A 23,982-nucleotide genomic window follows, 5' to 3' on the forward strand; every position below is an offset into this window, starting at 1 on the left:
GGGCGGGAGCCCTACCACGCTCTCAGTCACCGATAGATACCGATAAGGGACGGTGATAAACACATTATGTGCCGTCAGACCGGACATTTCTGGTCAATATTGCTCACTCCGCCGGGCAGGCCAGACTGTCGGTGCCCGGGACCGTGCCGCCGACATTGCCATGCGGGTGGCGGCAGAAGGCGGCTAGACGCCCAGCGCCTTGCGGTTGAACGTCCGCAGGAAGCGCAGCGAGAGCGTCCGCACATTCGCGACGTTGAGGAGCCACGCCGCGGCGACATAAGCGAGTCCGCCCGCGAGGCTGACGACGATGAGCGAGACGATGCCGGTGCCGTTGACCTGCGATCGCGCAACGAGGATGGCGCCTGCCATCGCTGCGGCCGAAACCGCGACGCCGGCGAGCCGATTGAAATCGAACGGCACGGGATGGGCGCGCCTCATCAGGGCGACGGCGACGACGAAGCCGATCGCCTCGGTCGCGAGCGTCGCAAGCGCCGCGCCGTAGAGGTCGTAGCCGGCGACCAGTGCGAACATCAGGACCACGCTGACGACGAGCGTGAGGAAGGATTGCGCCGCCAGCATGAAGGGCCGTTCGGCGAGCTGAAAGCTGATCTGCACATAGAACTGATTGGCGATGCCGAACAGCCGGGCCAGCACCAGGGTCGGCAGCAGCGCCGACACGCCGGCGCGGAAGTCGATACCGACGAGGGTGCCCGCAACCTGGTCCGCCGCAAGCGCGAGCCACACCGCGACCGGCGCAACGACGACGAGCAGCAGCTCGAGGCTTTCAGTCAGCCGCTGCCGCGTCGTCTCGTTGTTCTTCTCCGACAATGACCGGAACACCAGGGGCACGGTCGCCGCGGCGACGCTGGACGCGATCATGACCATGAACTGGCGCGGCAGGTCGGCGGCCACACCAAAGATGCCGGCGGCATCCTTGCCGAGCAGATAAGCGACGATCAGCCGATCGCAGGCCGAATAGACCGCGACGGACAAGCCGGCCAGCGTCAGGGGCAGGCCATAGCGCGCCAACTGCATGAACTGGCTGCGCTCGAAGCGTGCGATCCTGGTGCGATCGCCGACGAGGTTGAGGACGATGCCGGTGAGCGAGCCGAGACCGAACGCAGCGAGCAGCCCCAATCCACCCCAGCCGAGCCAGATGCCGAGCAGGCCGAAGCCGACGCTCGCCACGCTGCGCACGATCGAGATCGCGGCAAACCGATAAGGCCGCAATTTGGCGCGCTCGAACTCCTGGCCGACATCGACCGCATTGGCCATGATCGCGACGAACATGCTGGCGAGCAGCAGCTCGACGCTGACATCGCTGCGGAACAGGAAGACCAGCGGCGTGGTGGCACAGAGGACCGCAGCCGTGAGCCCGAAGGCGACCATCGCCGTACCGCGAAAATCCACCTCCGCCGACATCGCCTGATAACGCGACACCGACAGCTTGATCCAGGCGAAGAAGATCGCGCCCAGAATGCCGGCAAGGCTGATGCCGACGACATAGACGCCGTACTCCGCCGGCGTCAGCAGACGCGTGTACGCCGTGACCGCGAAGAAGCCCACCGCCGCAGGCAGGATATAGGCGACGAGATAGATCGAAAAATGTCGGTTCAGCATGCGGACACGGGACCGGCGGCGCGACTGTCGCGGCCGTTCATCAGTTGGAGCTTGGCTTGACGATCGGTGGCCTTGACGATCAGGGGCTTGGCAATCGGACTGCGGCGCAGCATCCCCGAAGAGTGTCACATAAGTCTGCAAATCGGGCCGCGAACGGGACCAGCCGGGGGATTTCGCGCGTTAGTGTTAAATTTGCCCTTTCCTTGCACGGCATGGCGCGATCACAGAAAAGAAACCATGATTTTAAACGTCGTCCGACGTTTTCCGGTGCCTGGAATTGACTGACATGGATGTTGCCGAGCGAATTGAGGCAAACTTGGCCTCGCTGCCGCGCGGCGGCACCGAAGCTTCCCTGGTTCCGACGGCCACAGGCGGCGGCGAGCGGATGATGCTCAACCTGTTCTTCGAGGAGCGGGACGACCGCTGGTTTCCGGGCGACCGCTACATCCGGCCGCTGCTGCGACGCGTGCTGCTCGGCAGGTCTTGGATCAGCGGTCAGAGGCGCGTGTTCCTCAATCTCTGCGCCGGGCTCGACAGGATCGGCGTCCGCTACCGGGTCAACGATTACGGCCATATCCGCAAGCATCCAGAGGAACTCGCCTGCATCATCGGGCGCCCCTTCGTGCTCGACTGGTTCGCATGGAAGAACCCGCTCCTGCTCGGAGTGGCCATGTACGACCATCCGATCGAGGCACTGGACAGCCTGAAAGATCTCGACGTCAGGGCCATCCTGGTGCCTTGCACCTGGTATGCCGACATGTGCCGGCCCTATTGGCCCCATGTCGAGGCCTGGCCGGTCGGCATCGAGACGGATTTGTGGCCGCCCGCGCCTGCAGAACAAAAGAGCGTCGACGTGCTGCTCTACGACAAGGTGCGCTGGGACCACGCGCGCTACGAGACCGAGTTGATCGAGCCGATCCGCAGACATCTTGCAGCAAGCGGCCGCACGGTCGAGGTGATCCGCTACGGCCACTACAAGGAAGACGACTACAAGGCGGCGCTGGCGCGCAGCCGCAGCATGATCTTCCTCTGCGAGCATGAGAGCCAGGGCATCGCCTGCCAGCAGGCATTGTCGAGCGGCGTCCCCGTGTTCGCCTGGGACCGTGGCGGGCCGTGGCAGGACCCCCAGTATTTTCCGGACAAGGTGAGATATGAAGGCGGCGTGTCATCGGTTCCCTATTTCGACGCCCGCTGCGGCATGACCTTCACCGATGTGGATGGCTTCGCCGCCGGCTGGAACGGCTTCTGGTCGCATGTCGGCGCAGGCGACTTCGCACCTCGCGATTATGTGATGGACAATCTGACGCTCGAAAAGGGCGCGCTTCACTATTGCGAGATCGCGGAAGCCGTGATGCAGCCTCACGCGCGTTGATGCGCGACGCCGCGGGCAACGGTTAACCCAACCACGGGAAACACCGGCGTCGCAACGCGACGCTTGGTACATTGGCGTGTTGCCTCCCAAAGGAACGTCCCAAATTGGTCAAGCTCGACAGACGCGAATTTCTGATCGGCGGCGCCGCAACGCTTGCGGCGAGCGCATCGGCGTCTGCGGTGCCAGCGTCGAAACTTGCCCAGCGCCGTCCGGGTTTTGGTGCCGCAGCCACGCTCTGGGACCTGCAGGCCGACCCCAGGCTCGGCGAAGCCATCAGCACCTATTGCACGCAGGTAGTGCCGGTGCTCGAGCTGAAATGGCCGATGCTGCGGCCGAACGCGCACACGTTCAACTTCGAGCGCGCCGACGCCATCCTGGATTTCGCGCGGGACAACGATCTGACGATGCGCGGCCACACGCTCGCCTGGTATCACGACATTCCGGACTGGACCAAGCAGATCAAGGATACTAAGGGCGTCGAGCGCGCCTATGTCGACCACATCGGCACGGTCGTCTCCTACTACAAGGACAAGCTGACGTCGTGGGACGTCGTCAACGAACCGATCCCGGACAATCCCAAGAAGATCACCGACCGGCGCGACACGTTCTGGACCCAGCACCTGGGCAGCAACTGGATTCCGCTGGCCTTCCGCACGGCGGCCGCGGCCGATCCCTTCGTCAAGCTCGCGATCAATGAATACGACATCGAGTCGGCAAAGGACTCGTTCATCGCCAAGCGCGCGGCCTACCGCAATCTCATCATGGACCTGCTCGACCGGGGCGTGCCATTGCACGCCGTGGGACTGCAATCGCATCTGCATGCCGAGCTCGAGATCGACACGCATGGGCTGGCCGAATTCGTCACCGAGTTGCGCTCCTGGGGCCTCGACGTCCTCGTCACCGAGCTCGACGTCGACGACCAGAAGCTGGCGGGCAGTCCGGCGGAGCGCGACGCCATCGTCGCCAAGCGCGTCAACGATCTGCTGACGGCGGTTTCGACCAGCGGACCGGTTCGCTCGATCCTGACCTGGGGCCTTTCGGATCGCTACAGCTGGATCAACGGCACCTTCGCCCGCGCGGACAAGCAGCCGAACCGCCCGCTGCCGCTCGACGGCGAGTTCAAGCCGAAGCCGTTCATGGACGTCATCAGCAAGTTCACCAGGGATGCTTGAGCTGCGGCTTTAGTCCAGCTCTAGCGCGTCTTCGGCGTCTCGAACTCGGCCACGTCCCCGATGTGATCGGGAGAAAGGCTCGGGCCGCGCCGGTCGCGCGAATTCAGCCGGAAGACGTCGCGGATGTCGTCGATCGAGGTCGACGAATAGGACTGGATGCAGAGCGCGACCTGCTCGGGCGAAGCGGCACGCATCAACGCCTCGATCGCAGGACGGTCGAGACGCGTATCGTCCCAGTGCGAGACCGCGATGCTGTCTTCCGTCACCCGATGGGCGGCCAGATGCTTCGGCGAATTGGCGACGAAGTGACCGTAGAGCAGATATTCGGAAAACTTCTTCTTGCGGCACAGCGCCAGAACCCAGTTCGATCCCGTCGCCGACTTGATGGCGTCGGTCATCGCGCGCGCGGTGTCCTTGTCCCAGACCAGCGCGTTGCCGACATAGTCGTCAGCGGGGAAGGAGCGATCCTTGATGCCTAGAAGCTGATCGACGGTGTGGAGCCACAGCACATGCAAGGGGTGATCGGCGTCGATGTCCTTGCGGGTGACGAACAGCGGCGTCTTCTCGGCACCGGCATATCGGCTGACGTCGAATTCGCGGAAGAACAGATTGTCAGAGTCCAGGATGCAGACACGCTGCTCCGGCGCATTGAGGACGCCGGCGATCTTGAGGATCTGCTGGATGTGCCAGCCGTGGACGGGCGACGACAGCAGCGACAGCCAGACCCGGCGGCTGCTCATGAACTGGAGCGCCGGCGGCACCGCGAACAGCCATTTCGGCAGATAATACGAGGCCGGAACGATGACGCGCTTGTCGGACGCGAACGGTGCGAATAGCGGCACGTCCTCATCGTTAACGAGAACATAATGCCGCGTATATCCCGTCAGCCAGGTGTCGATGCTCTCGCTGAGCAGCGAAAACCGTTCGATATCCTTGGCGTAGCTTGCTGTCAGCAGGGCAACGGAATGCATAATGCGTGCTCAAATGGCCATGACCCAGCACTCATACAAGCGCCGGGTGACGCCGGAAACTCACAATCTGAATCAAGGTAAAATGAATCAAAGCATTAGCCATCCGACGGCAGCCCCTGCTCTATTCCGCGAAAACGCAGCGGCGCCAGGGCGGAGGCGCGCTGCCACCAGTCGGCGACGCGGTCATCCAGCGCGGTCTTACCGCGGCCCCTGCCGGGAAAGATCCGGATCTGCTGCACCGCTTCGGCCTCGAACACCTTGCCCTTGCGCGTGATCTTGAGCGCGGCGCCTTCGCGGTCGCGCTGGGTCAGCGGCACCAGAAGGCGGCCACGCGGGCGGAGCGACTGGAGCCAGAGCGGATGCGGCTGCGAGAAGCCGGCATGCACGATGATCACGTCGGCCGGTTCGCCGAGATGCCGGCATCCGTCACCGTGCACGACCTCGACATTGCCATAGGCGCGAAGGTTGGTCGCGGCGCGAGCGGCGAGCCGCCCATCGCATTCGATGGCGTGCACCCTGCCCCTGGGACCCACGATCTTCGACAGCACCGCCGAGAAATAGCCGAGCCCGCAGCCGATCTGGACCACGCGGTCCTTCTCTCCGACGTCGAGCAGATCGACGAAATGCGCCCACAGGCTCGGCAGCCCGGTGTCGAGCTTGCGGCGCGCGTCGATCGCGACCAGCACGTTGTCGTAGAGATGAACCGGATCGGCGTCAGGCGTCAGCCGGTAGCTGCGCGCCGCCTCGCTCTTGATGCGCCAAGGACCCTTCGCCAAAAAGTCCTCGCGCGGCACGGCACCGAGCGCCGCCAGCAGGCGCGGCGAGGAAATCCGCTCCCGCCTGGCAATCAGCGCGACGTAGCGCGCACGCGCGGCGGCGGCACCGCTCATGTCAGGGAGCGGCCTGTTCGCGAACGGGCGCGCTCGCACCGAGTTCGTTGACCAGCTCCATCGCCTGTTTCAGGTCCGACGTGTAAAAGCCTTCGCTGAATTTGGCGACGATCGGCACGAGCAGGAGGCTTGCGTGCTCACGCTTGCCTGTCACATGCGACAGGCGTGCGAGGCTGACGGCGGTGCGAAGCTCCCAGGACAGCGCGCCCTGCCTGCGCGCGGTCTCGAGCGACAGGGCGAACAGGTCCTCGGCCTCCTGCGCGGATGCGGGATCGCCGTCCGACAGCGTGATCTCGCCCTGCAGACGGTACACTTCGGCAAGATAGGAATGATCACCGGTCCTTCTCGCGGTCGCGAGCGCGCCATCCAGCGCGCGCAAGGCGGCATCGCGCATCCCGACCTTGGCATAGGCTTCCGCGAGCAGGCAGCGGAACCAGCAGCCGGCAAGCCAGGAATCCATCGCCTCGTATTCGTCGAGGCCGAGGCGCATCTGGCTGATGCCTTCATCGGCCTCGCCTAACTGCGTCAGCGCCCAGCCGCGCAGGATCGCGGCCTGCTGCTTCCAGTGCAGGAAATTGTGCTCGGTGGCGATGATCATGGCGCGGTTGGCATAGTCGCGCGTGCCCTCGATATCGCGCAGGTGCTGGCAGAGATAGGCGCCGAAGACCAGCGCGAAAGCGAGCGAGAAGGGATGGCGAATCCTCTCCGCATGCAAAATCGCCTGCTCGCTGTGCTGGCGCGCCGCGTCAGGCCGGCCGAGGAACCACAGGAGATAGCCGAGATAGGACAGCGAGACGACACCGGGATCGGTGCCGTGCCGCTCCATCAGATCGGAGTGCAGGTCGGGGCTGTAGAGATTGATGCAACGGTGGAGGTGATGTTGTGCGGCAGCAAAGCGCCCGCGATAGAGCATGGTCATCGCGATGGAGCGGTGCGCCTCGATCAGGTAGCCGGTCTGCTGCGCCGGCTGCGTTCGCTCGTTCAGCCGCTCGCGCTTGGCGAACTTCAACAGCTCGACGCTGAGATCGTGCGCGCGGGTCAGGTCGGCGCGGATGAAATGGCAGACCCAGAGCCCGCGGGTGGCGGCGAAGGCCTTTTCATCGTCGTCGAGCTGCTGGCCAAGCTCGAGCGCGCGCATGTAGTTCTCCTCGACCTCCTGCACCGCATAGCCCTTGGCTGCGATCAGCGCGTTGCCGAGCGCAATGCGCAGCTCGAGCTCGATCTCGTCGGCGCCCTGCATGCGCGCATTGGCCTGCACGACGCTCAAGCCCCGGTGCAGATGGCCGATCGCCTCCAGATTGGCGCCGCTCCTGGCCGCCTGCTTGCCGGCCTTGAGCCAGAAGCTCGCGGCGCCCTCGCTCTGGCCGGATTCGGTGAGGTGATGGGCGAGCAGCTCCGGTTCGCGCTCGGTCTTCTCCGGATACATCTCGGCGAGCAACTGCGCGATCCGCGAATGCAGCTTGCGCCGCTCGCTGTGCAGCAGGCTGTCATGCGCGGCGTTCTGGATCATCACGTGCTTGAAGGAATACAGCGCGTCGGGCGGATGGCCGCGCCGCATGATCAGCCCCGCCTCTTCCAGATGATCGAGCGCGGCCTCGATCTGCTCCGCCGGCGTGTTCGCGACGGCGTGTAGCGTCTCATAGGAGAACTCGCGGCCGATGGTAGCGCCGATCTGCGCGATGCGCTTGAACGGTCCCATCCGGTCCAGCCGCGCCATCAGGGAATCCGTCAGCGTCGCCGGGATCGCGAGTTGCCGCCACGGGCCCGACAGCACGTACCGCCCATGCCGCTCGGTCAGCAGGTTGGATTCGAGAACGGTCTTGGTCAATTCCTCCAGGAACAGCGGCACCCCGTCGGTCTTGACGATGATCTCCTCCACGACCTCCTTGGGAAGCTCGCGGCCCGCGACGCGCTCGACCAGCGTCGTGCGCAGTTGCCGGCTCAGGCGGTTCAGCACCAGCGTGGTGATATGCGAGTGCGCGCTCCAGCTCGGCTGGAACTCGGATCGCGCGGTCATGACGACCAGGATCGGCCGGTTCTGCACCCGGTCGACCAGGAGATCGATCACCTCGCGGGAGGTTGGGTCGATCCAGTGCAGATCCTCGAACGCGATCACCAGCGGCATCTCGCGCGCAAGGCCGAGGAAGTGATCGACCAGCGCCACGACGGTCGCATCCTTCTGCTGCTGCGGCGACATGTCGAGCGGTGGATAGCGATCTCCGGTCGGGATCGACAACAGCGCGGCGAACAGCGGCGTGACCTGCTCGATATTACCATGGGCGGCGGCGATCGCGGTCTCCAGGCCGGCCAGCGACAACGCGGACGTGTCCTCGCGATCGAGGCCGAGCGAAAATTTGAGCTGCTCGGAGAACGGATAGAACGCCGTGGAGGTGTAGTAGGGCGAGCACTGGAACGAGATTTGCCCATGCCGATCTCCCGAGATCCGCTCGAAGATCTCCTGGATGATGCGCGACTTGCCGATACCGGGCTCGCCGAACTTGACCACGACCTGGCCGTCGCCGTCCTTGACCTGCTGCCAGCGCCCCATCAGCAGTGCGATCTCTTCCTCGCGATTGACCAGCGGCGTCAACCGCCCGCCCATGGCGGCGGCGAAGCGGGTCTCCACCCGCGATGCCCGCATCACGTGCCAGGCCTGCGCCTTCTCAGAGATGCCCTTCAGCGCATGGGCACCGAGATTGCGGTAGTCGAACTTCCCTTTCAGCAGCGACTGCGTCGACGCGGAGATCACGACGCCATTGGGCGGCGCCAGACTCTGAAGGCGCGCGGCCAGATTGACGGTTTCCCCAACCGCGGAATCGCGCTCCTCGGTGCCCTGTCCGACGAGGTCCCCGACCACGACGAGGCCGGTCGCAATGCCGATACGGACGGCTGGTGCGTGGCTCAGCGCGCCGCGCGGCTCGATCGCGCGCGCGGTCGACAGCACCCGCACGATCTCGAGCCCGGCGCGCACCGCGCGCTCGGCGTCGTCCTCATGCGCGGTCGGATAGCCGAAATAGACGAGGATGCCGTCGCCGACGAAGCGCGCGGCAAACCCTTCATAATGCTTCACCACCCGGACGCAGGTCTCGCGAAAGCTCGCGATCATGTCGCGCACGTCTTCCGGATCGAACTGCACCGAGAGCGAGGTGGAGTCGACCATGTCGCAGAACATGGTGGTGAGCTGACGCCGTTCGGCGCCGACCTCCGTCCGCGGTTGCGGGCGTGCCGCCGGTTCGGGCTTCTCCGCAGTCTCGGCCTGGAACAGCGCGGCCATGGCCCGCTGCAGCCGCTTGCGATCGCCCAGCGGCAATCCGAGCTCGACCAGATCGGGCTCGGTCAGGTCCGCCATGACATCGAGATCGAGGCGGTGCTGCGCGAAGAGATCGGTATAGTGACCAAGACCGACGCCTTCGAGCCAGCGATTCAGCCCGCCTTCCGTCCCCGTGCCCGGTTCATTCTCCAGCATGGTGATTCTGCCCGACCCATCACTCCGTCGAAGGGCTTTAGGCCCCTCAACCACAGATTTTGGGGCCAGAACTTCACCTCAGACTGGACGCGTTCCCTAACTCTTGGGAAGAATAGCTCAATCAGATCAAAAGGGAATGGCATTGTCGGACATTGCATCCGGAGCGGGTGGGGAATCGGACGGCAGAGGCGCCGAAACCGGGACTTTTGCCCATATCAGCGGCCTTCTCGACTTCCATGGGCGGAAGACGCCGGCGGCGCCCGCGCTCCTCGCACCGGGGCGGCCGGCTCTCACCTACGGCGAGCTGGACAAGCTGATCCGGCATTTGGTCCGCACCTTGCGCGGGCTTGGCATCACCCCGGCCGACCGGATTGCGGTCGCACTGCCGCGCGGCGCCGACAGTGCGCTTGCGCTGATCGCCGTCGCATCGGCCTGTGCCTGTGTCCCCGTCAATCCCGATCTGACTGCAGACGAGCTGCAACGCTATTTCAGCGAATTGAAGCTGAGGGGGCTGGTCACCCGCGCCGATATGAACTCGACGAGTCGCGACGTCGCCAGGGCGCTGGATATCGCGGTGATCGATTTCGTGCCGGGGCCGGACGATCATCTCGGCACATGCACATTGACCGGACCGACGGTTGGTCCGGCAAACGCCCACGGCGCCTCGCGGGGCGACGATGACGCCTTCATCCTGCTGACGTCGGGCACCGCGGCGCGGCCGAAGATGGTACCACTGACCCAGCGCAATGTGTGCCTGTCCGCTCACAATGCGGGCCGCGGGCTGTCGCTGGCTCCCCATGATCGCCTGCTCAACGTCCTGCCGCTGTTTCACGCCCATGGTCTGATCTCCGGCCTGCTGACGGCACTGGCCGCGGGCTCCAGCGTGATCTGCACCAACGGGTTCGATGCATCGTCCTTCTTCGGATGGATGCGAGAGCTGCAGCCGACCTGGTACACGGCGGTGCCGACCATTCATCGCGCGCTGCTGACGGCGGCGGAAGCCGACCCGGATCGCGCCCGGTCCTCGTCGCTGCGCGTGATCCGCTCGGCCTCGTCCTCGCTCGCGCCTGCGATCCTGAGCGGGCTCGAGGCCGTGTTTGGCGTCCCCGTGCTCGAGACCTACGGCATGACCGAGGCGGCCTCGCAGATCGCCGCCAATCCATTCGAGCTGCGCAAGGTCGGATCGGTCGGCCGCGCCGCGGGCCCCGAAATCGCGATCATGGACGAGACAGGCCGGGCGCTTGCGAGCGGCGAGCATGGCGAGATCATGCTGCGCGGACCGAACATGACGCGCGGCTATTACAACGACGACGCTGCGACGCAGGCCGCATTTCGCGGCGGCTGGTTCCGGACCGGCGATCTCGGTTACCTCGATGCCGACGGCTATCTTTACATCGTGGGCCGTATCAAGGACGTCATCAACCGCGGCGGCCAGAAGATCTCACCGCTGGAGGTCGAAGAGGTCCTGCTGAGCCATCCGGCGGTGCTCGAGGCCGGCGTGTTTGCCGTCCCGCACCCAAAGCTCGGCGAGAACGTCGCCGCCGTCGTGGTGCTGCGGCCGAATTCCGAGACGAGCTCGGACCAGTTGCGCCAGTTCGCGCGCAAGCGCCTCGCGGCCTACAAGGTGCCGAGCCTGATCCGCGCCGTGGCGGCGCTGCCGAAGGGCGCCAGCGGCAAGGTCAAGCGCAATGCACTGGTCGATCTGATCGCAAGGGCCGAGGATGGCGACGAGGCGCGGCTGCCGCGCACCGCGCTGGAGACCCAGCTCGCGGAAATCTGGGCCGGCCTGCTGGAGCTGCCGCGGGTCGGCGTCGACCAGGACGTGTTTGCGCTCGGTGCCGATTCGCTCGCGGCGACCCAGATGCGTTCGCGCCTGCGCGAACGCTTCAACGTCGACTTCTCGTTCGAAGACATCTTTGATTGCGCCACGGTCTCCGCGCTTGCGGCCCGGATCGAGACCGCGACAACGCATCGCGAAACGATGCTGCCGGCATGGCGTCAGGCGGCGGCACCGGAGGCGCCGCTGTCGTTCCAGCAGCAGCGAATGTACCTGCTCTCGCGGCTCGACAAGACGCGCTATAACTACAACGTCGTCGAAGTCGCCGTCCTCAAAGGCCTGGTCGACGTCTCCGCGCTCCAGGCGAGTCTGACGACGATCTGCGCGCGCCACGAGGCGCTGCGCTCGGTCTTCGTCGAACGCCACGGCGAGCCGACGCAGCGTGTGCTGCAGTCGCCGCCGCAGTTCGAGCGGATCAAGCTGAAGCCCTGCCCCGCGGACAAGCGGGAAGCGGCGATCAGGCGCGCGGCGCTCGAGCTTGCGCAATATCCGTTCGATCTGGCGAAGGAGCCGCCGCTGAAGGTCACGCTGCTGTCACTCGAAAAATCCAGCCACGCGCTGGTTGTCAACGTCCACCACCTCGTCACCGACGGCTGGTCGCAGCGCCTGTTCTGGGAGGAGCTCGCCGCCCATTATGCCGCCGCGCGCAAGACGAGTGCGGCGGCGTTGCCCTTGCCTGCCTTCCAGTATCGCGACTTTGCGCTCTGGCAGCAGAGCTGGGCGCAGACAGAAGCGGCGAAGGAACAACTCGACTACTGGCGGGCGCAACTCGACGGCGTCACCACGCTCCCGCTGCGAACCGACCGGCCGCGGCCGGAGGTCTGGAGCGGCCACGGCGCCCGTCACTATCTCGAATTCTCCAAGGCACTGTCGGCCGATCTGCGCGCGCTGAGCCAGGACCAGGGCGTCACGCCTTTCATGACGCTGCTTGCGGCCTTCCAGTGCCTGCTGTTCCGGCACACCGGGCACGAGGACGTCGCGACCGGATCGCTGATCGCCAACCGCAACCAGATCGAGAGCGAACGCCTGATCGGGCTGTTCGCCAACACCCTGATCCTGCGCAACGATTTCGGCGGCGATCCGAGCTTTGGCGAAGTGCTGCGGCGGGTACGTCAGGTGACGCTGGACGCTTACCGCAACCAGGACCTGCCGATCGAGGAGGTGCTGCGCGCGTTGCAGGTCGCGCGCCGGAGCGACGGCAATCCGCTGTTCCGGATCATGTTCATTCTCCAGAACGCCTCGATCGAGGCGGCCCGTTTCCCCGGCCTGTCGGCACGGCGGCTGGAAGTGGACCCGAGGGTCGCGCGCTTCGACATCACGCTCGAACTGGTCGAGGCCGACGGCCGCTTCACCGGCTTCTTCGAATACGCCACCGATCTGTTCGACGCGGCGACGATCGAAGCCATGGCGGCGCAGTTCAAGACGCTGCTCAGGGCCGTCGTCGCCAATCCCGAGCAGCGCATCTCGCGCCTGCCGCTGCTGACCGAGACCGAACGCCGGAAGTTGCTGGCGCAAGGCTACGGCGCTCCGGCCGATTTCACCAAAGACGGCAATCTCGGCGAACGATTCGACCGCCAGGCGAGGAAGAGACCGAATGCGATCGCGGTGTCGGACGGACACACATCCCTGACCTATCGCGAGCTCGCCCGTCGCAGCCAGGCGGCGGCCCGCTGGCTGGCCCGCGAGGGCATCGGCGCCGAGAGCGTCGTCGCCCTGCTGGCAGACCGTGGACCCGATCTGCTCGCAACGATGATCGGGGTGCAGCGCGCGGGCGCGGCCTTCCTGAACCTCGATCCCGACCAGCCGCCGGCACGGCTCGCGACCATCCTCGGATCGAGCTGCGCCCGCATGCTGCTGACCGGACGGGCGCAGTCACCCAAGAAGGTCGAAGCGCTGCTCGAACCGCTGGTCGAGCGCATCCATGTGGCCGAGATCGACGATGCGGTTACGCCGCCCGGATCGGCCAAGCCAGCGCGTGCGGCGCGCCGCGCTGCTTCGAGCCTTGCCTATCTCGTCTATACGTCCGGCTCGTCCGGCGCGCCGAAGGGCGTCATGATCGAGCAGCGCGGACTGTCGAACCATCTGGCGTCGCTCATTGCCGAGCTTGACCTCTCGGCCAGGGACGTGATCGCGCAGACCGCGCCGCAGACCTTCGTGATTTCGGTCTGGCAGTTCCTCGCCGGTCCCATGGTCGGTGCGCGCGTCCATATCTGCGGCAACGCGACGGTGCAGGACCCGATCCTGCTTGCTCGGGAGATCGAGCGCGAAGGAATCACCGTGCTCGAGATCGTCCCCTCGCTGCTGCGCGTGATCCTCGATCGCATGGACGAAGCGCAGGTCCAGCGCGCCTTTGCAGGGTTGCGGCTGCTGATCTCGACCGGCGAGCCGCTGCCGGTCGATCTCTGCCGTGCATGGTTCGCCCGCTGCCCGAAGGTGCCGTTGATCAACGCCTATGGCGCGTCGGAATGTTCCGACGACGTGTCGCTGCACCGCCTGACCAAGGCGCCGGCGACGACGACGGCCAACGTCCCGGTCGGCGCGCCGCTGCCCAACACCCAGCTCTACGTGCTCGACCAGAACCTTCAGCCGCTGCCGGTCGGTGTGACCGGCGAGCTCTGCGTCGGCGGCGCCGGCGTCGGCCGCGGCTATATCAACGATCCCGCGCAACACCGGCAGCGCTTCATTCCCGATCCATTCGGACGCAAGGCCGGCGCGCGCCTGTACCGGACCGGCGACCTAGCCCGCCGCCTCGCCGACGGCACGATCGAATGCCTCGGCCGCGCCGACCATCAGATCAAGATCCGCGGCTACCGTATTGAGCTCAAGGAGATCGAGAACGCGCTTGCCGACCATCCGGGCGTGCGGGCCGTTATCGTCGAGCCGCGCCGCGAGGCAAGCGGCGATGTCAGGCTGATCGCCCATATCGTCGCAAGGTCCGGCAGCCGGAGCAGCGCCAGCGAGTTGCGCGAATTCCTGAAGAGCCGGCTGCCGGGTTACGCCATCCCGTCCGCTTTCCTGTTCCTGGATCAGATGCCGCTCAATGCCCATGGCAAGATCGACCGATCGGCGCTGCTCGCGCCGCCGCAGCAGGACGTCTCCGCGCCGGACACCGCCGTTTCGGCACGAGGCTTCACCGAAAAGGTGCTCTCCGACATATGGATCGACCTGCTGAAGGTCGAGAGCCTCGGCGTCACCGACAATTTCTTCGATCTCGGCGGCCATTCGCTGCTGGCGGGCCAGGTGATGGCGCGCATCGCCCGAGCACTCGGCGTGTCGCTGCCGATCAAGACCATCTTCGAGGCGCCGACGATCGAAGAGCTGGCCCGACGGGTCGACGAAGCCGTGACGGCGAAGCCGCGCGGGCTCACGACAACCGTGCCGCGGCTGGCCGAAAGCGGCCGGCCGACGCTCTCTTTCGCGCAGGACCAGATGATAAGGATCGAGCAGAACCTGCCCGGGCTGCCCCTGTTCAACTTGCCTTTCGCCTTCCGGCTCGAGGGTCCGCTCGATCCGGCCACCCTCGCGCAGGCGTTCGGCGACATCGTGCGCCGCCACGAATCGCTACGGACGGGATTCGGCTGGAACGGCGAGGAGCCCGTCAGCCGCGTCGCCACACCCAGCGAGCTCGGACCGGTCCTCACCGTCGAGGTCATCGGCGACGGGCATCCGCACAATAACAAGCGGCGCAGAGCGCTCGAGCTCAGGAAGATCGATCTCCTGATCCAGCAGGAGACCTATGCTCCGTTCGACACCGCGCGGCCGCCGCTGTTGCGGGCACGGCTGTTGCGGCTTCATGCCGACGACCACGTGCTGGTGCTGACGCTGCATCATGCCATTGCCGACGGCTGGTCGATCGGCGTGCTGTTCGAGGAGTTGTCGAACCGCTATGCGGCGCTGGCCGGACGTCCGTCCGTGCCGCTGCCGAAACTGCCGCTGGCCTTTGCGGACATCGCGCGCTGGCAGCGCTGGTGGTGCGGCACCGACGCAGCCCGCCGCCAGGCCGCGGACTGGGCGGAGAATCTACGCGGCGCCGCGCCCGTCTTCGACGGCGAAGCCAGCCCCGGCGCGTCCACCGGATATCATCCAGTCAACCTCGAGCGCGAGTTGATTGGCCGGCTCACCGCCTTTGCCGGCCAGCACAATTGCACGCTCTTCATGTGCCTCCTCACCGGCCTGAAGGCCCTGCTGGTGGCAAGAACCGGCCGTAACGACATCTCGATCGCCACCGCCATGGCCAATCGCGCGCAGCCGGATACCGACAGGATCGTCGGCCCGTTCGAGAACACGGTCATCGTCCGCACGCGAATCACGCCGGAGTTGTCGTTCGCGGAAGCCCTTGCCCGGGTACGCCAGAGCGTGCTCGACGCGCATGCGCGGCAGGAACTGCCCTTCAATATCCTGGCCGAGCATCTCGAGCAGGAGGGAATCGCCCCGTCCTCGCTGCTCCAGGTCTATTTCACGCTGCAAAATCCACTACGCCAGCCGCTCGAGTTGCCGGAGATTGCAGTGCAATCGATCGGAAACATCGCGCGCGAGGGCCAGCCGGTGCTACCGATCGACCAGACCTGGCTGTCGTTGATGCTCAAGGAGCGGCCGACCGGAATTACCGGCTCATGCAACTACAAGAGGGAGTCGTTCGATGGCCGCATGGTCGGCGAGTGGATGGCGGATCTCGTCGCGCTGCTCGGGAGGGCCATCGCCCAACCCAACACGCCGCTCGGCCGGTTGGTCGCTCGCAGGGCGGCATGATCCGCTGTACAAAACGAGCGAATAGGAGTTCACTCGCCAAAGCTGTGAATGATCAAGTTGCATCTTGATTCTTCGGCTCCAGCGCGCAAGATTATTCTCGCGTTTTGATTTGGACGATTATTTCAACCGGGGGAGTGTTATGGGTTTCATCAAATTTACCAAAGGTACCTCGTTGAGCGACAAGGACCGCAAGGCGCTGCAGAAGCTGCTCGCCGCCGAGAAGAAGAAGCTGCAATCCGCGCTCAAGGATGTCGATGCCAGCCTTTCGGTGCTGGGCGGGTCGAAGAAGGCCAAGAAGAAAAAGTAAGATTAGTCGGCGAGACGCCGCACGAATCTTCGGACAACGGTCGCACGCCAGCCGAGCTGGGGGGCTCGCACAAGCTTGCGTCCGTAAACCGTCAAGCAATCGACAAGAATTTGCCCGGGTGGATCGCTAGAAGCGTTCGCTCAGTTGCTTCTTGCTCAGTTGATTCTTCTGTCAGCCGGAGTTTTGCCTCCGCCGCCTGACGCCATGGGCCCTTTTGATGGCAAACGATAGAATTGAACTGTTTGTCGGACTGATCGAGACCTTTGACGCGCCGGGCGCAGTCGACGCGTGCCGACGTTTGCTCTCGGTCGACGAAAGGGTCCGTGCCGACCGCTTCATGTTCGAGCGGCATCGGCGGCAGTATATCTTCGCCCACGCGATGCTGCGCCTGGCGCTGTCCAGGGTCGCGCCCAACGTCGCGCCGTCCGACTGGTCCTTTGCCGCCGGCCGCTACGGGCGACCGTTCGTCGCAGCGCCCGCAACATCGGCCGCGCTGCATTTCAGCCTGTCCCATGCCGACGGCTGCGTTGCCTGCGTCGTGTCGCAGCATGAGGCTGTCGGCATCGACGTCGAAACCGTGTCGCGGCGGGTCGCGCCGCTGTCGACCGCGCTTCGCTTCTTTGCGCCGGAGGAGGTCGAAGCCTTGCGCGGACTGCCGGAGCCCGCTGCGATCGAGCGCTTCTTCGACTACTGGACGCTCAAGGAGGCCTACCTGAAGGCCAGGGGTTTTGGGCTCAATCTGCCGCTCGACGCCTTCGCGATGCAGGTGTCGCGGGATGCCATCGAGATCAGCTTCAAGCCCGACATCACCGACGATCCCCAGGGTTGGCGCTTCTCGCTGTGCTCGCCGTCGCCGTCGCATCGTCTCGCGATCGCCGACGGCTCCCGCGCCGACGGCGGCCTTCCCATCACCCGCAATCCCTGGCCGCTCCAGGAAGCGGCTGAATGAAGCCCCCGCGGCTGCGCGTCTTTCCCGCGATTTCGCGCAACCGCGATGCCAGCAAATATGTCGGAGAGCTAACGCGGGTGGCGCAGTTCGCCGACCGCAACGGCTTTGAAGGCATCCTGCTGTTCGAGGGCAACGACGTGTTCGTCGAGCCCTGGGCAATGGCTCAGCACATCATGGCTGCGACGACGCGAAGCTCGCCGCTGATCGCGGTCAACCCGGTCTACATGCACCCGTTCACGGCCGCGAAGTTCGTCTCGTCGCTTGCCCAGCTCCACGGCCGCAAAGTCTATCTCAACATGATCACGGGGACCGCGGTCAGTGATCTGCAGGGACTGGGCGACGAGCAATCGCATGCAGACCGCTATGTCAGGCTCGGCGAGTTCGTCGAGCTGATGCGCCAGTTGCTGACGAGCCCGCGGCCGGTGAATTTCGAGGGCCGGTTCTACCGTGCGCACAATCTGCAGCTTCGCCCGCGCCTGCCGGCGGAGCTGATGCCGGAATTCCTGATCGCCGGTCAATCGGACGCAGCGCAGCGCGTGGCGAAGGAGACGGGCTGCATCAAGATGCAGATGCTGCCGCCCGATCTCGACCGCGGGCTGGATGCGCCCGGAATAAATTTCGGCATCTTCGCACGCGAGAGCCGTGAGGAGGCGCGGCAGGCGGCCAAGGCGCGCTTCCGCGACAACCCCGACGATCGCGAACTGCTCGCACTCACCGTGGAGAACAGCGACTCCGTGTGGAAGCGGCGCCTCTACGACGGCCAGAGCGGCGAGCTCGCCGACAACGGCTACTGGCTATTGCCGTTCCTCACCTTCCAGGCCGACTGCCCCTACCTCGTCGGCAGCTATGCCGAAATCGGCGTCAAGCTGAAGGCGTTTGCAGCGAAAGGTCTCACCACGATCATGCTCGACATGGTGGCGGACGAGTTCGAGATGCAGCATGTCTGCAAGGCGCTCGCGACAAGCGGGATGTTCTGAACTCTTCGCCTCTCCCAGCAAGCGGGGCGAGGTGGAGAGCTCGCCTCACCGCGCCTCTTCGAATCCCGCCAGCACCGAGGTCAGGTTCGCCCCAAGGATATCCGAGAGATAGCCGCCCTCCTGCACGAACACGGTCGGCAGGCCCAGTTTCGCGATGGCCTGGCCGATGCGGCGGAAGCCGGGCGTGGTGACGGCGAGGCCCTTCAGCGGATCGTGCTCGGAGGCGTCCAGACCAAGTGCGATGACGAGGGCGCCGGGAGCAAAGGACTCGATCGCCTTGCGTGCGACATCCATGGCCTGGATGTAACCGTCATCGCCGGTGCCGATCGCCAGGGGGATATTGAGATTGGTGCCGAGGCCCGGCCCCTCGCCGCGCTCATGCGCGTAGCCCCACACATAAGGGTAATACGCGACGGGATCGGCATGGATCGAGACGGTGTAGACGTCGGGGCGCGCGTAGAAAATGCCCTGCGTGCCGTTGCCGTGATGGACGTCGACATCAAGGATCACGACGCGCTCGTGTTTGAGCCGCAGATGTGCGGCGGCGATCGCGCTGTTGTTGAGAAAGCAGAAGCCGCCGGCCATGTCGCGATAGGCGTGATGGCCGGGCGGACGGCAGAGCGCATAGACGGCGTCTTCGCCGTCCATCACCATTTGCGCCGCCGTGGTTGCGACATCGGTGGCCGCACATACCGCGGCCCAGGTGCCGGGACCGATCGGTGCTGCGGTGTCGGCGGTGTGCCAGCCGAGCTTGCCGACGATGTGGGTGGGGTAGGTCGCGGCGTGGCGCACGGGATGGATGTTGCCGATCATCTCCGGCCCGGAATCGCCGAGCGCCGTCCAGGCGTCCCAGGCTTCGCTCAGGAACGACAGGTATTCCGGGCTGTGAATGCGCGCACGCGGCCCCTGCCCGAATGTCGTGGGCTCGACCAGTTGATGCTTGCCGTCCTTCAACCCCTTCAGCAGGCGATCGGCGCGCTCGGGCTGTTCGGTGGTGCGCTTGACGACACCGCGAACCAGGAAGAATTGCGGATCGTGGCTGCGATGCAGCTCAGTATGGACGGCTTTCACTCAAACACTCCGTGGTCACGTGCTCTCTAACGGTGCCCACAGATGTCTAAATCCCTGCGGCGGCGAGATGCAAGCAAGAAGAATGCCGTCCCTGCCGCGCTGTCCTGCGCCGGAGGCAGACCGCCTCTGATGGTCAGCAGCGCCCGCGCAGGAGGCAGTGCTCGCGGCCCTGCTGATCGGTGCGGAAAGACTCGATGAAGCCGCCCTGGCGCTGGGTGACGAAAACGGTCTTGCCGTCGCTGCCGCCGAACGCGAGGTTGGTCGGCTCCTTGCCCCTCAGCGCGATCTCGCGCTCCACTGCGCCATTCGGCTTCATCAACGCGATCGTACCCTTGAGGATGCGAGCGATATAGAGACGGCCGGCGACGTCGGTGCGCAGTCCGTCGACGGTGTCGGGCTGGAACGTCTTGATCAGCTTTGCGCCTGTGAGCTCGTTGCCGTTGATCGCATAAGACCAGATCTGGCCGCTGCTGGATTCCCCGACATAAAGCGTCTTGCCGTCGGGGCTGAGATCGATGCCGTTGGTGGTGCCCATCGCGCGCGGCGCGGACATCACCTGCCCCTGCACCGAACCGTCGGCGGCTCTCGCGATCCGCCAGATGTGGCCTTCGCGACCCTTCCAGTTCGGATCGCTCGCATAGATCGTGCCGTCGCGCGCGATGGTGATGTCGTTGGGCTGGTTCATCTCGTCGGAATGAAACCAGACCGAGGGCTCGGTTGCGCCCTTCGGGATGATGAAGATGTTATGCTTCTTGTAGTCGGCGATGAACATCGCGCCGCTTCGATCGAAACGGATCGCGTTGCCGACGCTGCCCTCAGGAAGTGCCGTGAACGGCTCCGAGGCCGCGCCGCCCGCCGGCAGCCTGCCGATAGTGCCGGGCTTGCCGAAGTTCACGACGAAGAGATTGCCATCGAGATCGGCGGCGGGCCCTTCGATGCCGAAGGTGTATTCGCTGGCGGGCGTGACCTGCACGCTTTCGAACAGTTTCGTTTCCGCGCGGGCCGACGAGACCGCGAGAATGAGACAAACGCTACTGCACAGGCACCAGAAATTCCTGCCGGATGTAATAGCCATCGTCGTCGCTGCACTCGCCATTCAAATAGGGATCGGCCGGCCGGAAGAATCGGCTGAAGCCGGGTTTGTCTACAGCGCTCCTTTGTGTCACGACGACGACCTTGGAGGCCGGTATTTCGCCGCATTCCTTGTTGGTTCTGCTGAAGAACTTGCGCTGCGGCGGTCCTGCCTTGATCCACATCCGCGTGCCGGGGACCATTCTCGCAACGAGCATGTCGGCGGTATCGAGCAAGCCGGCATAGCCGGGTTCGGTCTTCGGCAATGTCTCGCCGCCCGGCGGCATCAGCTTCTCCGCGCCGATCCCGCGCAGCCGCGTGCGCAGCCTGCCCGAGTTGGGATCGCCGGGGTAGATCCAGCCGTCCTGCGCCAGCATGAAGCGGAGAACCATTGCGTCCTTCTCCGCGTCCGACTGTCCCGGCTTCAGACCAAAATCCGAATGACAGCCGAGGCAGTGCTTCTCGACGAGGCCCTTGCGCAGCGTGGTCAGCCGAATCCGGTTCTGCGCGTCCCTGGCGACGAAGGCTGCGAGCTGGTCGATCACCGCCTGGCTGCGGGTATCGCAGGGCAGCGGCGGCGGCGGGTCCTCCGCGGCGCGATCGATCCGGATCACGGTCTGGTTCTTGTCCTCCACCAGCCAGATCGCGCCGTCCTCCGCAACCGTCATGCCGACCGGTGCGCCCTGCGGCCGCGCGCCGTTGACGCGGTGCCAGCCGGCGATCAGCTCCTCGAACGGCGCTGCGGCAACCTCCCCCGCGTCGGTCTGGAAGCTGCGGGTCGGATCGGCTGCGCAGCTGACGCGATAGCGCACCGGCGGAGGGCTCGGCTTGGGGAAGCCGTGGTCGTCGACGTCGTAGACGAGGACGCGGCTGCCGGTCGGGCGATAGCCGTGCAGGCCGACCAGCAGCCTGCCCTCCAGCTCCGGGAATTTGGCGCCGTGATAATACAGCATCGCGAGCGGGGCGCCGTGCGGCGGCATCAGTGAGAGCGGTCGCCTGTAGAGCGCGTTGGCCGTGCACAGCGACTTGTAGACGCCGGACTGCAGCACGGTTCTGAATTCGGGGCTCGGCGTCGACAGATCATAGCAATAGGGCCAGCCATAATGCTTGCCCTGCTCGATCGCGTTGATCTCCTCGTTCGGCTTGAAGATATCAGGCAGGTCGCGGCCGTTCTCGCCTTGCAGGAAGGCGTAGCCGGCATCGGGAAAGTTCGGATGCAGCGCCAGCGCCATCGAATTGCGCAAGCCGCGCGCGTAAACCAGATGAGGCGGATCCGGATCGCTCAGCTTCAACGATGGAAAGACGCCGCCCGCGGGCGGCGTGAACAGCCAGATCGACGCCATCGCGGCACCGCCTTCGGCGGCCGCGCAAGGCCGCGTGATCGGCGCCGGCGTGATGCAATCGTCGCTGTGCGAGCCGATGTTGACGAACAGCCGCCCGTTCCTGTCGAAGACGAACTGCTTCAGCGGATGCGCGCTCTCGTCGAGCCTAGTGCCGTCAGGCAGCCGGATCCGGCGCCCGGGCATGTGACGGATGATGGTCTCGACCGTGCCGCGCGGATTGTCCGCGAGCGGGTCGAACCGGAAAATCGTCTCGGCGGTCGAGGCATAGAGCTTCCTGTCCGGACCGATCACCAGACCGAACGGATATTCGATGCCGGTCAGCAGTTCCTTGAATCTCTGCCCTTGGGGCGCATGCGGATCGAGCAGCAGCAGCCTGCCATCGGTGTGGCCCCAGCCGCCCATGTCGGCTACGACGAACAGCTCACGGCCCGGCACCTGGACGATCGAACGCGGAAACTTGAGGTGATCTTCCTCGCTGGCGACGAGGCCGGCGCAAAATCCCGCCTTCATGTCGATCTGGAGTTTGGGAAAGGCGAGATCGCCGCTGCCGCAGATCTCCGCGCCGATCGCGTAGCCGCTTTTCCTCACCGGTTCGGAGGAGGCTCCCGTTGCAACGCTGAGCAGCACCCCAGTGGCTACAGCGACAAACAGGCGCTTGTAGCGGCATTCGCGCCAGAATGTGAGGTGATGCACGGCAGCCTCCCAAACTTTCCGTGCAGACTTGTTCCATGTCGAGGGAACGCCGTCCAGTTGGCCATCACCCGCCTGTGATTAAACCTGTAACGACCTTGGTGCCGACCAATATCCGTACATTCCCTTACCGGGCTCGACCCGAATGTTTCGCGCATGCTTCGGATGGTATCGGTCTGCCATCCCGATCGCTCCCTACAGGAGACGAATATGGTTCAGGTCTATTTTCACTGCTCCAATACCGACGGCACGCTGATCGATCGCAGCGGCACCGCGGTAACCAGCCTGACCGAGGCGCGCGACCGTGCCGCCCAGATCATGAGCTCGATGATCCAGACGCCCGGCACCGAGGACTGGCGCGACTGGGTGATTCATGTCAGCGGCTCTGACGGCGAGGAGATTTTCGATCTCCCCTTCACCGCCATGCTCGGCAAGCCGCATTGAGGTGATGCCGTGCTGTTCGCTTCACTGACCCTGCTCTGCCAGCCCCTGAGCTTCATCGCCACCAAATGGCAGAAGCTGGTGCGGATTGCCGGCAACCCTTACCGCCCCGAGCTTCACTACATGCGCGGGCCCGGCCCGAAATGGCACGCCAAGTATCAGGCCAGCCGGCTCGACCGCACGCGCTGAGCGCCGTCCGCCACCCCCTCCCCTATTTGCCCGTGAATTTCGCCTTGCGCTTCTCGACGAAGGCGTTGCGGCCTTCGACGGCATCGGCGCTCCTGCGGATCGTGGCCTGAAGCTCGATCTCGCGGCGGAATTGCGCCTCGTAGGTCGCATGCTCGCTCTCCTCGATCAGCGCGCGGGTCGCGACCAAAGCGCGCGTCGGCCCCTCCGCCAGGCGGCGCGCCAGCGTCATCGCCTCCTCCATCAGCTTCGCATCATCGACGACCTGCCGCACCAGGCCGATCTCCTGGGCGCGCTCGGCCGTCAGCGGCTCGTTCAGCAGCATCAGCTCGAGCGCCCGCTGCCGGCCGATCAGGCGCGGCAGCAGCCAGGTCGAGCCGAGATCCGGCACCAGCGCGATACGGCTGAATACCTGGATGAAGCTCGCGGACCGCGCCGCAACAATGATATCGCCGGCCATCGCAAGGCTGAAGCCGCCGCCGGCCGCGACGCCGTTGACGGCAACGACGACCGGTACGCGGCATTCGCGCAGCGCCCTGAAGGCCGGCCAGTAGAACCGCATCACGCCGGCGGCGATGTCCTCGCCGAGCGCCTCGGATGCCTTCAAATTCTGTCCTGAGCAGAAGCCGCGCCCGGCGCCGGTGAGGACCAGGGCGCGAACGCTTTCGTCCCGCGTCATCCCGGCAACCGCAGCGGCGAGCGCGCCGAGCAGGTCCGGGGTCATCGCGTTCAGGCTCGCCGGCTCGTCCAGCGTCAATATCCCGACCGCGCCATCCCGCGCCTGTTTCACACCTGCCATGTCGCTTCTCCCTTTGGATTGTTCTCGTTTGCCGCAATGTGCCATTGTCCGCGCGCTCCGCCAACCAAGAC

The 23,982-nt window shown here is 65.3% G+C and carries 16 protein-coding genes; 8 read left to right on the forward strand and 8 right to left on the reverse strand.

Annotation, left to right across the window (positions count from 1 at the left end; genetic code table 11):
- Positions 1–183 precede the first annotated feature (183 nt).
- Positions 184–1,620 (reverse strand): lipopolysaccharide biosynthesis protein, encoded by a 1,437-nt coding sequence (locus FNV92_RS28790; protein ID WP_143843572.1) that lies wholly within the window; start codon positions 1,618–1,620, stop codon positions 184–186.
- 286 nt (positions 1,621–1,906) lie between these two features.
- Between FNV92_RS28790 and FNV92_RS28795 the strand changes: the two genes are divergently transcribed.
- Together FNV92_RS28795 and FNV92_RS28800 are read left to right on the forward strand one after the other, a co-directional pair.
- Positions 1,907–2,992, forward strand: coding sequence for a glycosyltransferase (locus FNV92_RS28795; RefSeq protein ID WP_143843571.1), 1,086 nt, complete (start codon positions 1,907–1,909; stop codon positions 2,990–2,992).
- A gap of 104 nt (positions 2,993–3,096) precedes the next feature.
- Entirely contained in the window at positions 3,097–4,164 is a 1,068-nt protein-coding gene (locus FNV92_RS28800) for an endo-1,4-beta-xylanase (RefSeq protein WP_143843570.1), read from the forward strand.
- Between the two features lie 20 nt (positions 4,165–4,184).
- On the opposite strand, the gene FNV92_RS28805 is transcribed toward FNV92_RS28800, so the two are convergent.
- The 3 genes from FNV92_RS28805 to FNV92_RS28815 form a co-directional block, all read right to left on the reverse strand.
- Positions 4,185–5,135 carry a DUF6492 family protein gene (locus tag FNV92_RS28805; RefSeq protein WP_143843569.1) on the reverse strand — a complete coding sequence of 317 codons (951 nt, stop codon included), beginning with the start codon at positions 5,133–5,135 and terminating at the stop codon, positions 4,185–4,187.
- A gap of 95 nt (positions 5,136–5,230) precedes the next feature.
- The gene (locus tag FNV92_RS28810) at positions 5,231–6,025 is read right to left on the reverse strand and encodes a protein-L-isoaspartate O-methyltransferase family protein (RefSeq protein WP_143843568.1); all 795 of its coding nucleotides are present in this window, start codon (positions 6,023–6,025) and stop codon (positions 5,231–5,233) included.
- Position 6,026: 1 nt separating this feature from the next.
- Complete coding sequence (locus tag FNV92_RS28815; protein ID WP_143843567.1) at positions 6,027–9,491, reverse strand: ATP-binding protein; 3,465 nt, start codon at positions 9,489–9,491, stop codon at positions 6,027–6,029.
- A 136-nt stretch (positions 9,492–9,627) separates the two neighbouring features.
- Here FNV92_RS28815 and FNV92_RS28820 point away from each other — a divergent pair, with 136 nt between their 5' ends.
- The 4 genes from FNV92_RS28820 (at position 9,628) to FNV92_RS28835 (ending at position 18,310) form a co-directional block, all read left to right on the forward strand.
- A complete protein-coding gene (locus FNV92_RS28820; protein WP_143843566.1) occupies positions 9,628–16,077 on the forward strand; it encodes a non-ribosomal peptide synthetase in 6,450 nt (2,149 codons plus the stop codon).
- Positions 16,078–16,216: 139 nt separating this feature from the next.
- A complete protein-coding gene (locus tag FNV92_RS28825) occupies positions 16,217–16,384 on the forward strand; it encodes a hypothetical protein (protein ID WP_015688246.1) in 168 nt (55 codons plus the stop codon).
- 217 nt (positions 16,385–16,601) lie between these two features.
- Entirely contained in the window at positions 16,602–17,333 is a 732-nt protein-coding gene (locus FNV92_RS28830; protein WP_143843565.1) for a 4'-phosphopantetheinyl transferase family protein, read from the forward strand.
- Positions 17,330–18,310 (forward strand): LLM class flavin-dependent oxidoreductase, encoded by a 981-nt coding sequence (locus FNV92_RS28835; protein WP_143843564.1) that lies wholly within the window; start codon positions 17,330–17,332, stop codon positions 18,308–18,310. Before FNV92_RS28830 ends, FNV92_RS28835 begins: the two co-directional genes overlap by 4 nt.
- A gap of 45 nt (positions 18,311–18,355) precedes the next feature.
- Here the strand turns inward: FNV92_RS28835 and FNV92_RS28840 are convergent, their stop codons facing one another.
- From FNV92_RS28840 to FNV92_RS28850, 3 genes are all read right to left on the reverse strand, one after another.
- Positions 18,356–19,381: a histone deacetylase family protein gene (locus tag FNV92_RS28840; RefSeq protein WP_143843563.1), complete on the reverse strand. Its 1,026-nt coding sequence runs from the start codon at positions 19,379–19,381 to the stop codon at positions 18,356–18,358.
- Between the two features lie 133 nt (positions 19,382–19,514).
- On the reverse strand, positions 19,515–20,456 hold the full coding sequence (locus FNV92_RS28845) for an SMP-30/gluconolactonase/LRE family protein (protein ID WP_168213516.1): 942 nt from the start codon (positions 20,454–20,456) through the stop codon (positions 19,515–19,517).
- Entirely contained in the window at positions 20,413–22,488 is a 2,076-nt protein-coding gene (locus tag FNV92_RS28850; RefSeq protein ID WP_143843561.1) for a PQQ-dependent sugar dehydrogenase, read from the reverse strand. The genes FNV92_RS28845 and FNV92_RS28850 overlap by 44 nt, the downstream gene beginning before the upstream one ends.
- Before the next feature lie 207 nt (positions 22,489–22,695).
- Between FNV92_RS28850 and FNV92_RS28855 the strand changes: the two genes are divergently transcribed.
- Both FNV92_RS28855 and FNV92_RS28860 read left to right on the forward strand, forming a co-directional pair.
- Positions 22,696–22,929: a DUF6894 family protein gene (locus tag FNV92_RS28855; RefSeq protein WP_015688253.1), complete on the forward strand. Its 234-nt coding sequence runs from the start codon at positions 22,696–22,698 to the stop codon at positions 22,927–22,929.
- 9 nt (positions 22,930–22,938) lie between these two features.
- On the forward strand, positions 22,939–23,115 hold the full coding sequence (locus FNV92_RS28860) for a hypothetical protein (RefSeq protein ID WP_168213515.1): 177 nt from the start codon (positions 22,939–22,941) through the stop codon (positions 23,113–23,115).
- A gap of 22 nt (positions 23,116–23,137) precedes the next feature.
- On the opposite strand, the gene FNV92_RS28865 is transcribed toward FNV92_RS28860, so the two are convergent.
- Positions 23,138–23,911, reverse strand: coding sequence for an enoyl-CoA hydratase-related protein (locus FNV92_RS28865; RefSeq protein WP_143843560.1), 774 nt, complete (start codon positions 23,909–23,911; stop codon positions 23,138–23,140).
- Positions 23,912–23,982: the final 71 nt, after the last annotated feature.

This window comes from Bradyrhizobium cosmicum (assembly GCF_007290395.2).
GTDB classification, from domain to species: Bacteria; Pseudomonadota; Alphaproteobacteria; order Rhizobiales; family Xanthobacteraceae; genus Bradyrhizobium; species Bradyrhizobium cosmicum.

Coding starts and splice junctions, on each gene's coding strand:
- FNV92_RS28830 (WP_143843565.1), top strand. CDS start 16,602: ATGGCAAACGATAGAATTGAACTGTTTGTCGGACTGATCGAGACCTTT.
- FNV92_RS28845 (WP_168213516.1), bottom strand. CDS start 20,456: ATGGCTATTACATCCGGCAGGAATTTCTGGTGCCTGTGCAGTAGCGTT.
- FNV92_RS28805 (WP_143843569.1), bottom strand. CDS start 5,135: ATGCATTCCGTTGCCCTGCTGACAGCAAGCTACGCCAAGGATATCGAA.
- FNV92_RS28815 (WP_143843567.1), bottom strand. CDS start 9,491: ATGCTGGAGAATGAACCGGGCACGGGGACGGAAGGCGGGCTGAATCGC.
- FNV92_RS28820 (WP_143843566.1), top strand. CDS start 9,628: ATGGCATTGTCGGACATTGCATCCGGAGCGGGTGGGGAATCGGACGGC.
- FNV92_RS28835 (WP_143843564.1), top strand. CDS start 17,330: ATGAAGCCCCCGCGGCTGCGCGTCTTTCCCGCGATTTCGCGCAACCGC.
- FNV92_RS28790 (WP_143843572.1), bottom strand. CDS start 1,620: ATGCTGAACCGACATTTTTCGATCTATCTCGTCGCCTATATCCTGCCT.
- FNV92_RS28795 (WP_143843571.1), top strand. CDS start 1,907: ATGGATGTTGCCGAGCGAATTGAGGCAAACTTGGCCTCGCTGCCGCGC.
- FNV92_RS28865 (WP_143843560.1), bottom strand. CDS start 23,911: ATGGCAGGTGTGAAACAGGCGCGGGATGGCGCGGTCGGGATATTGACG.
- FNV92_RS28810 (WP_143843568.1), bottom strand. CDS start 6,025: ATGAGCGGTGCCGCCGCCGCGCGTGCGCGCTACGTCGCGCTGATTGCC.
- FNV92_RS28855 (WP_015688253.1), top strand. CDS start 22,696: ATGGTTCAGGTCTATTTTCACTGCTCCAATACCGACGGCACGCTGATC.
- FNV92_RS28825 (WP_015688246.1), top strand. CDS start 16,217: ATGGGTTTCATCAAATTTACCAAAGGTACCTCGTTGAGCGACAAGGAC.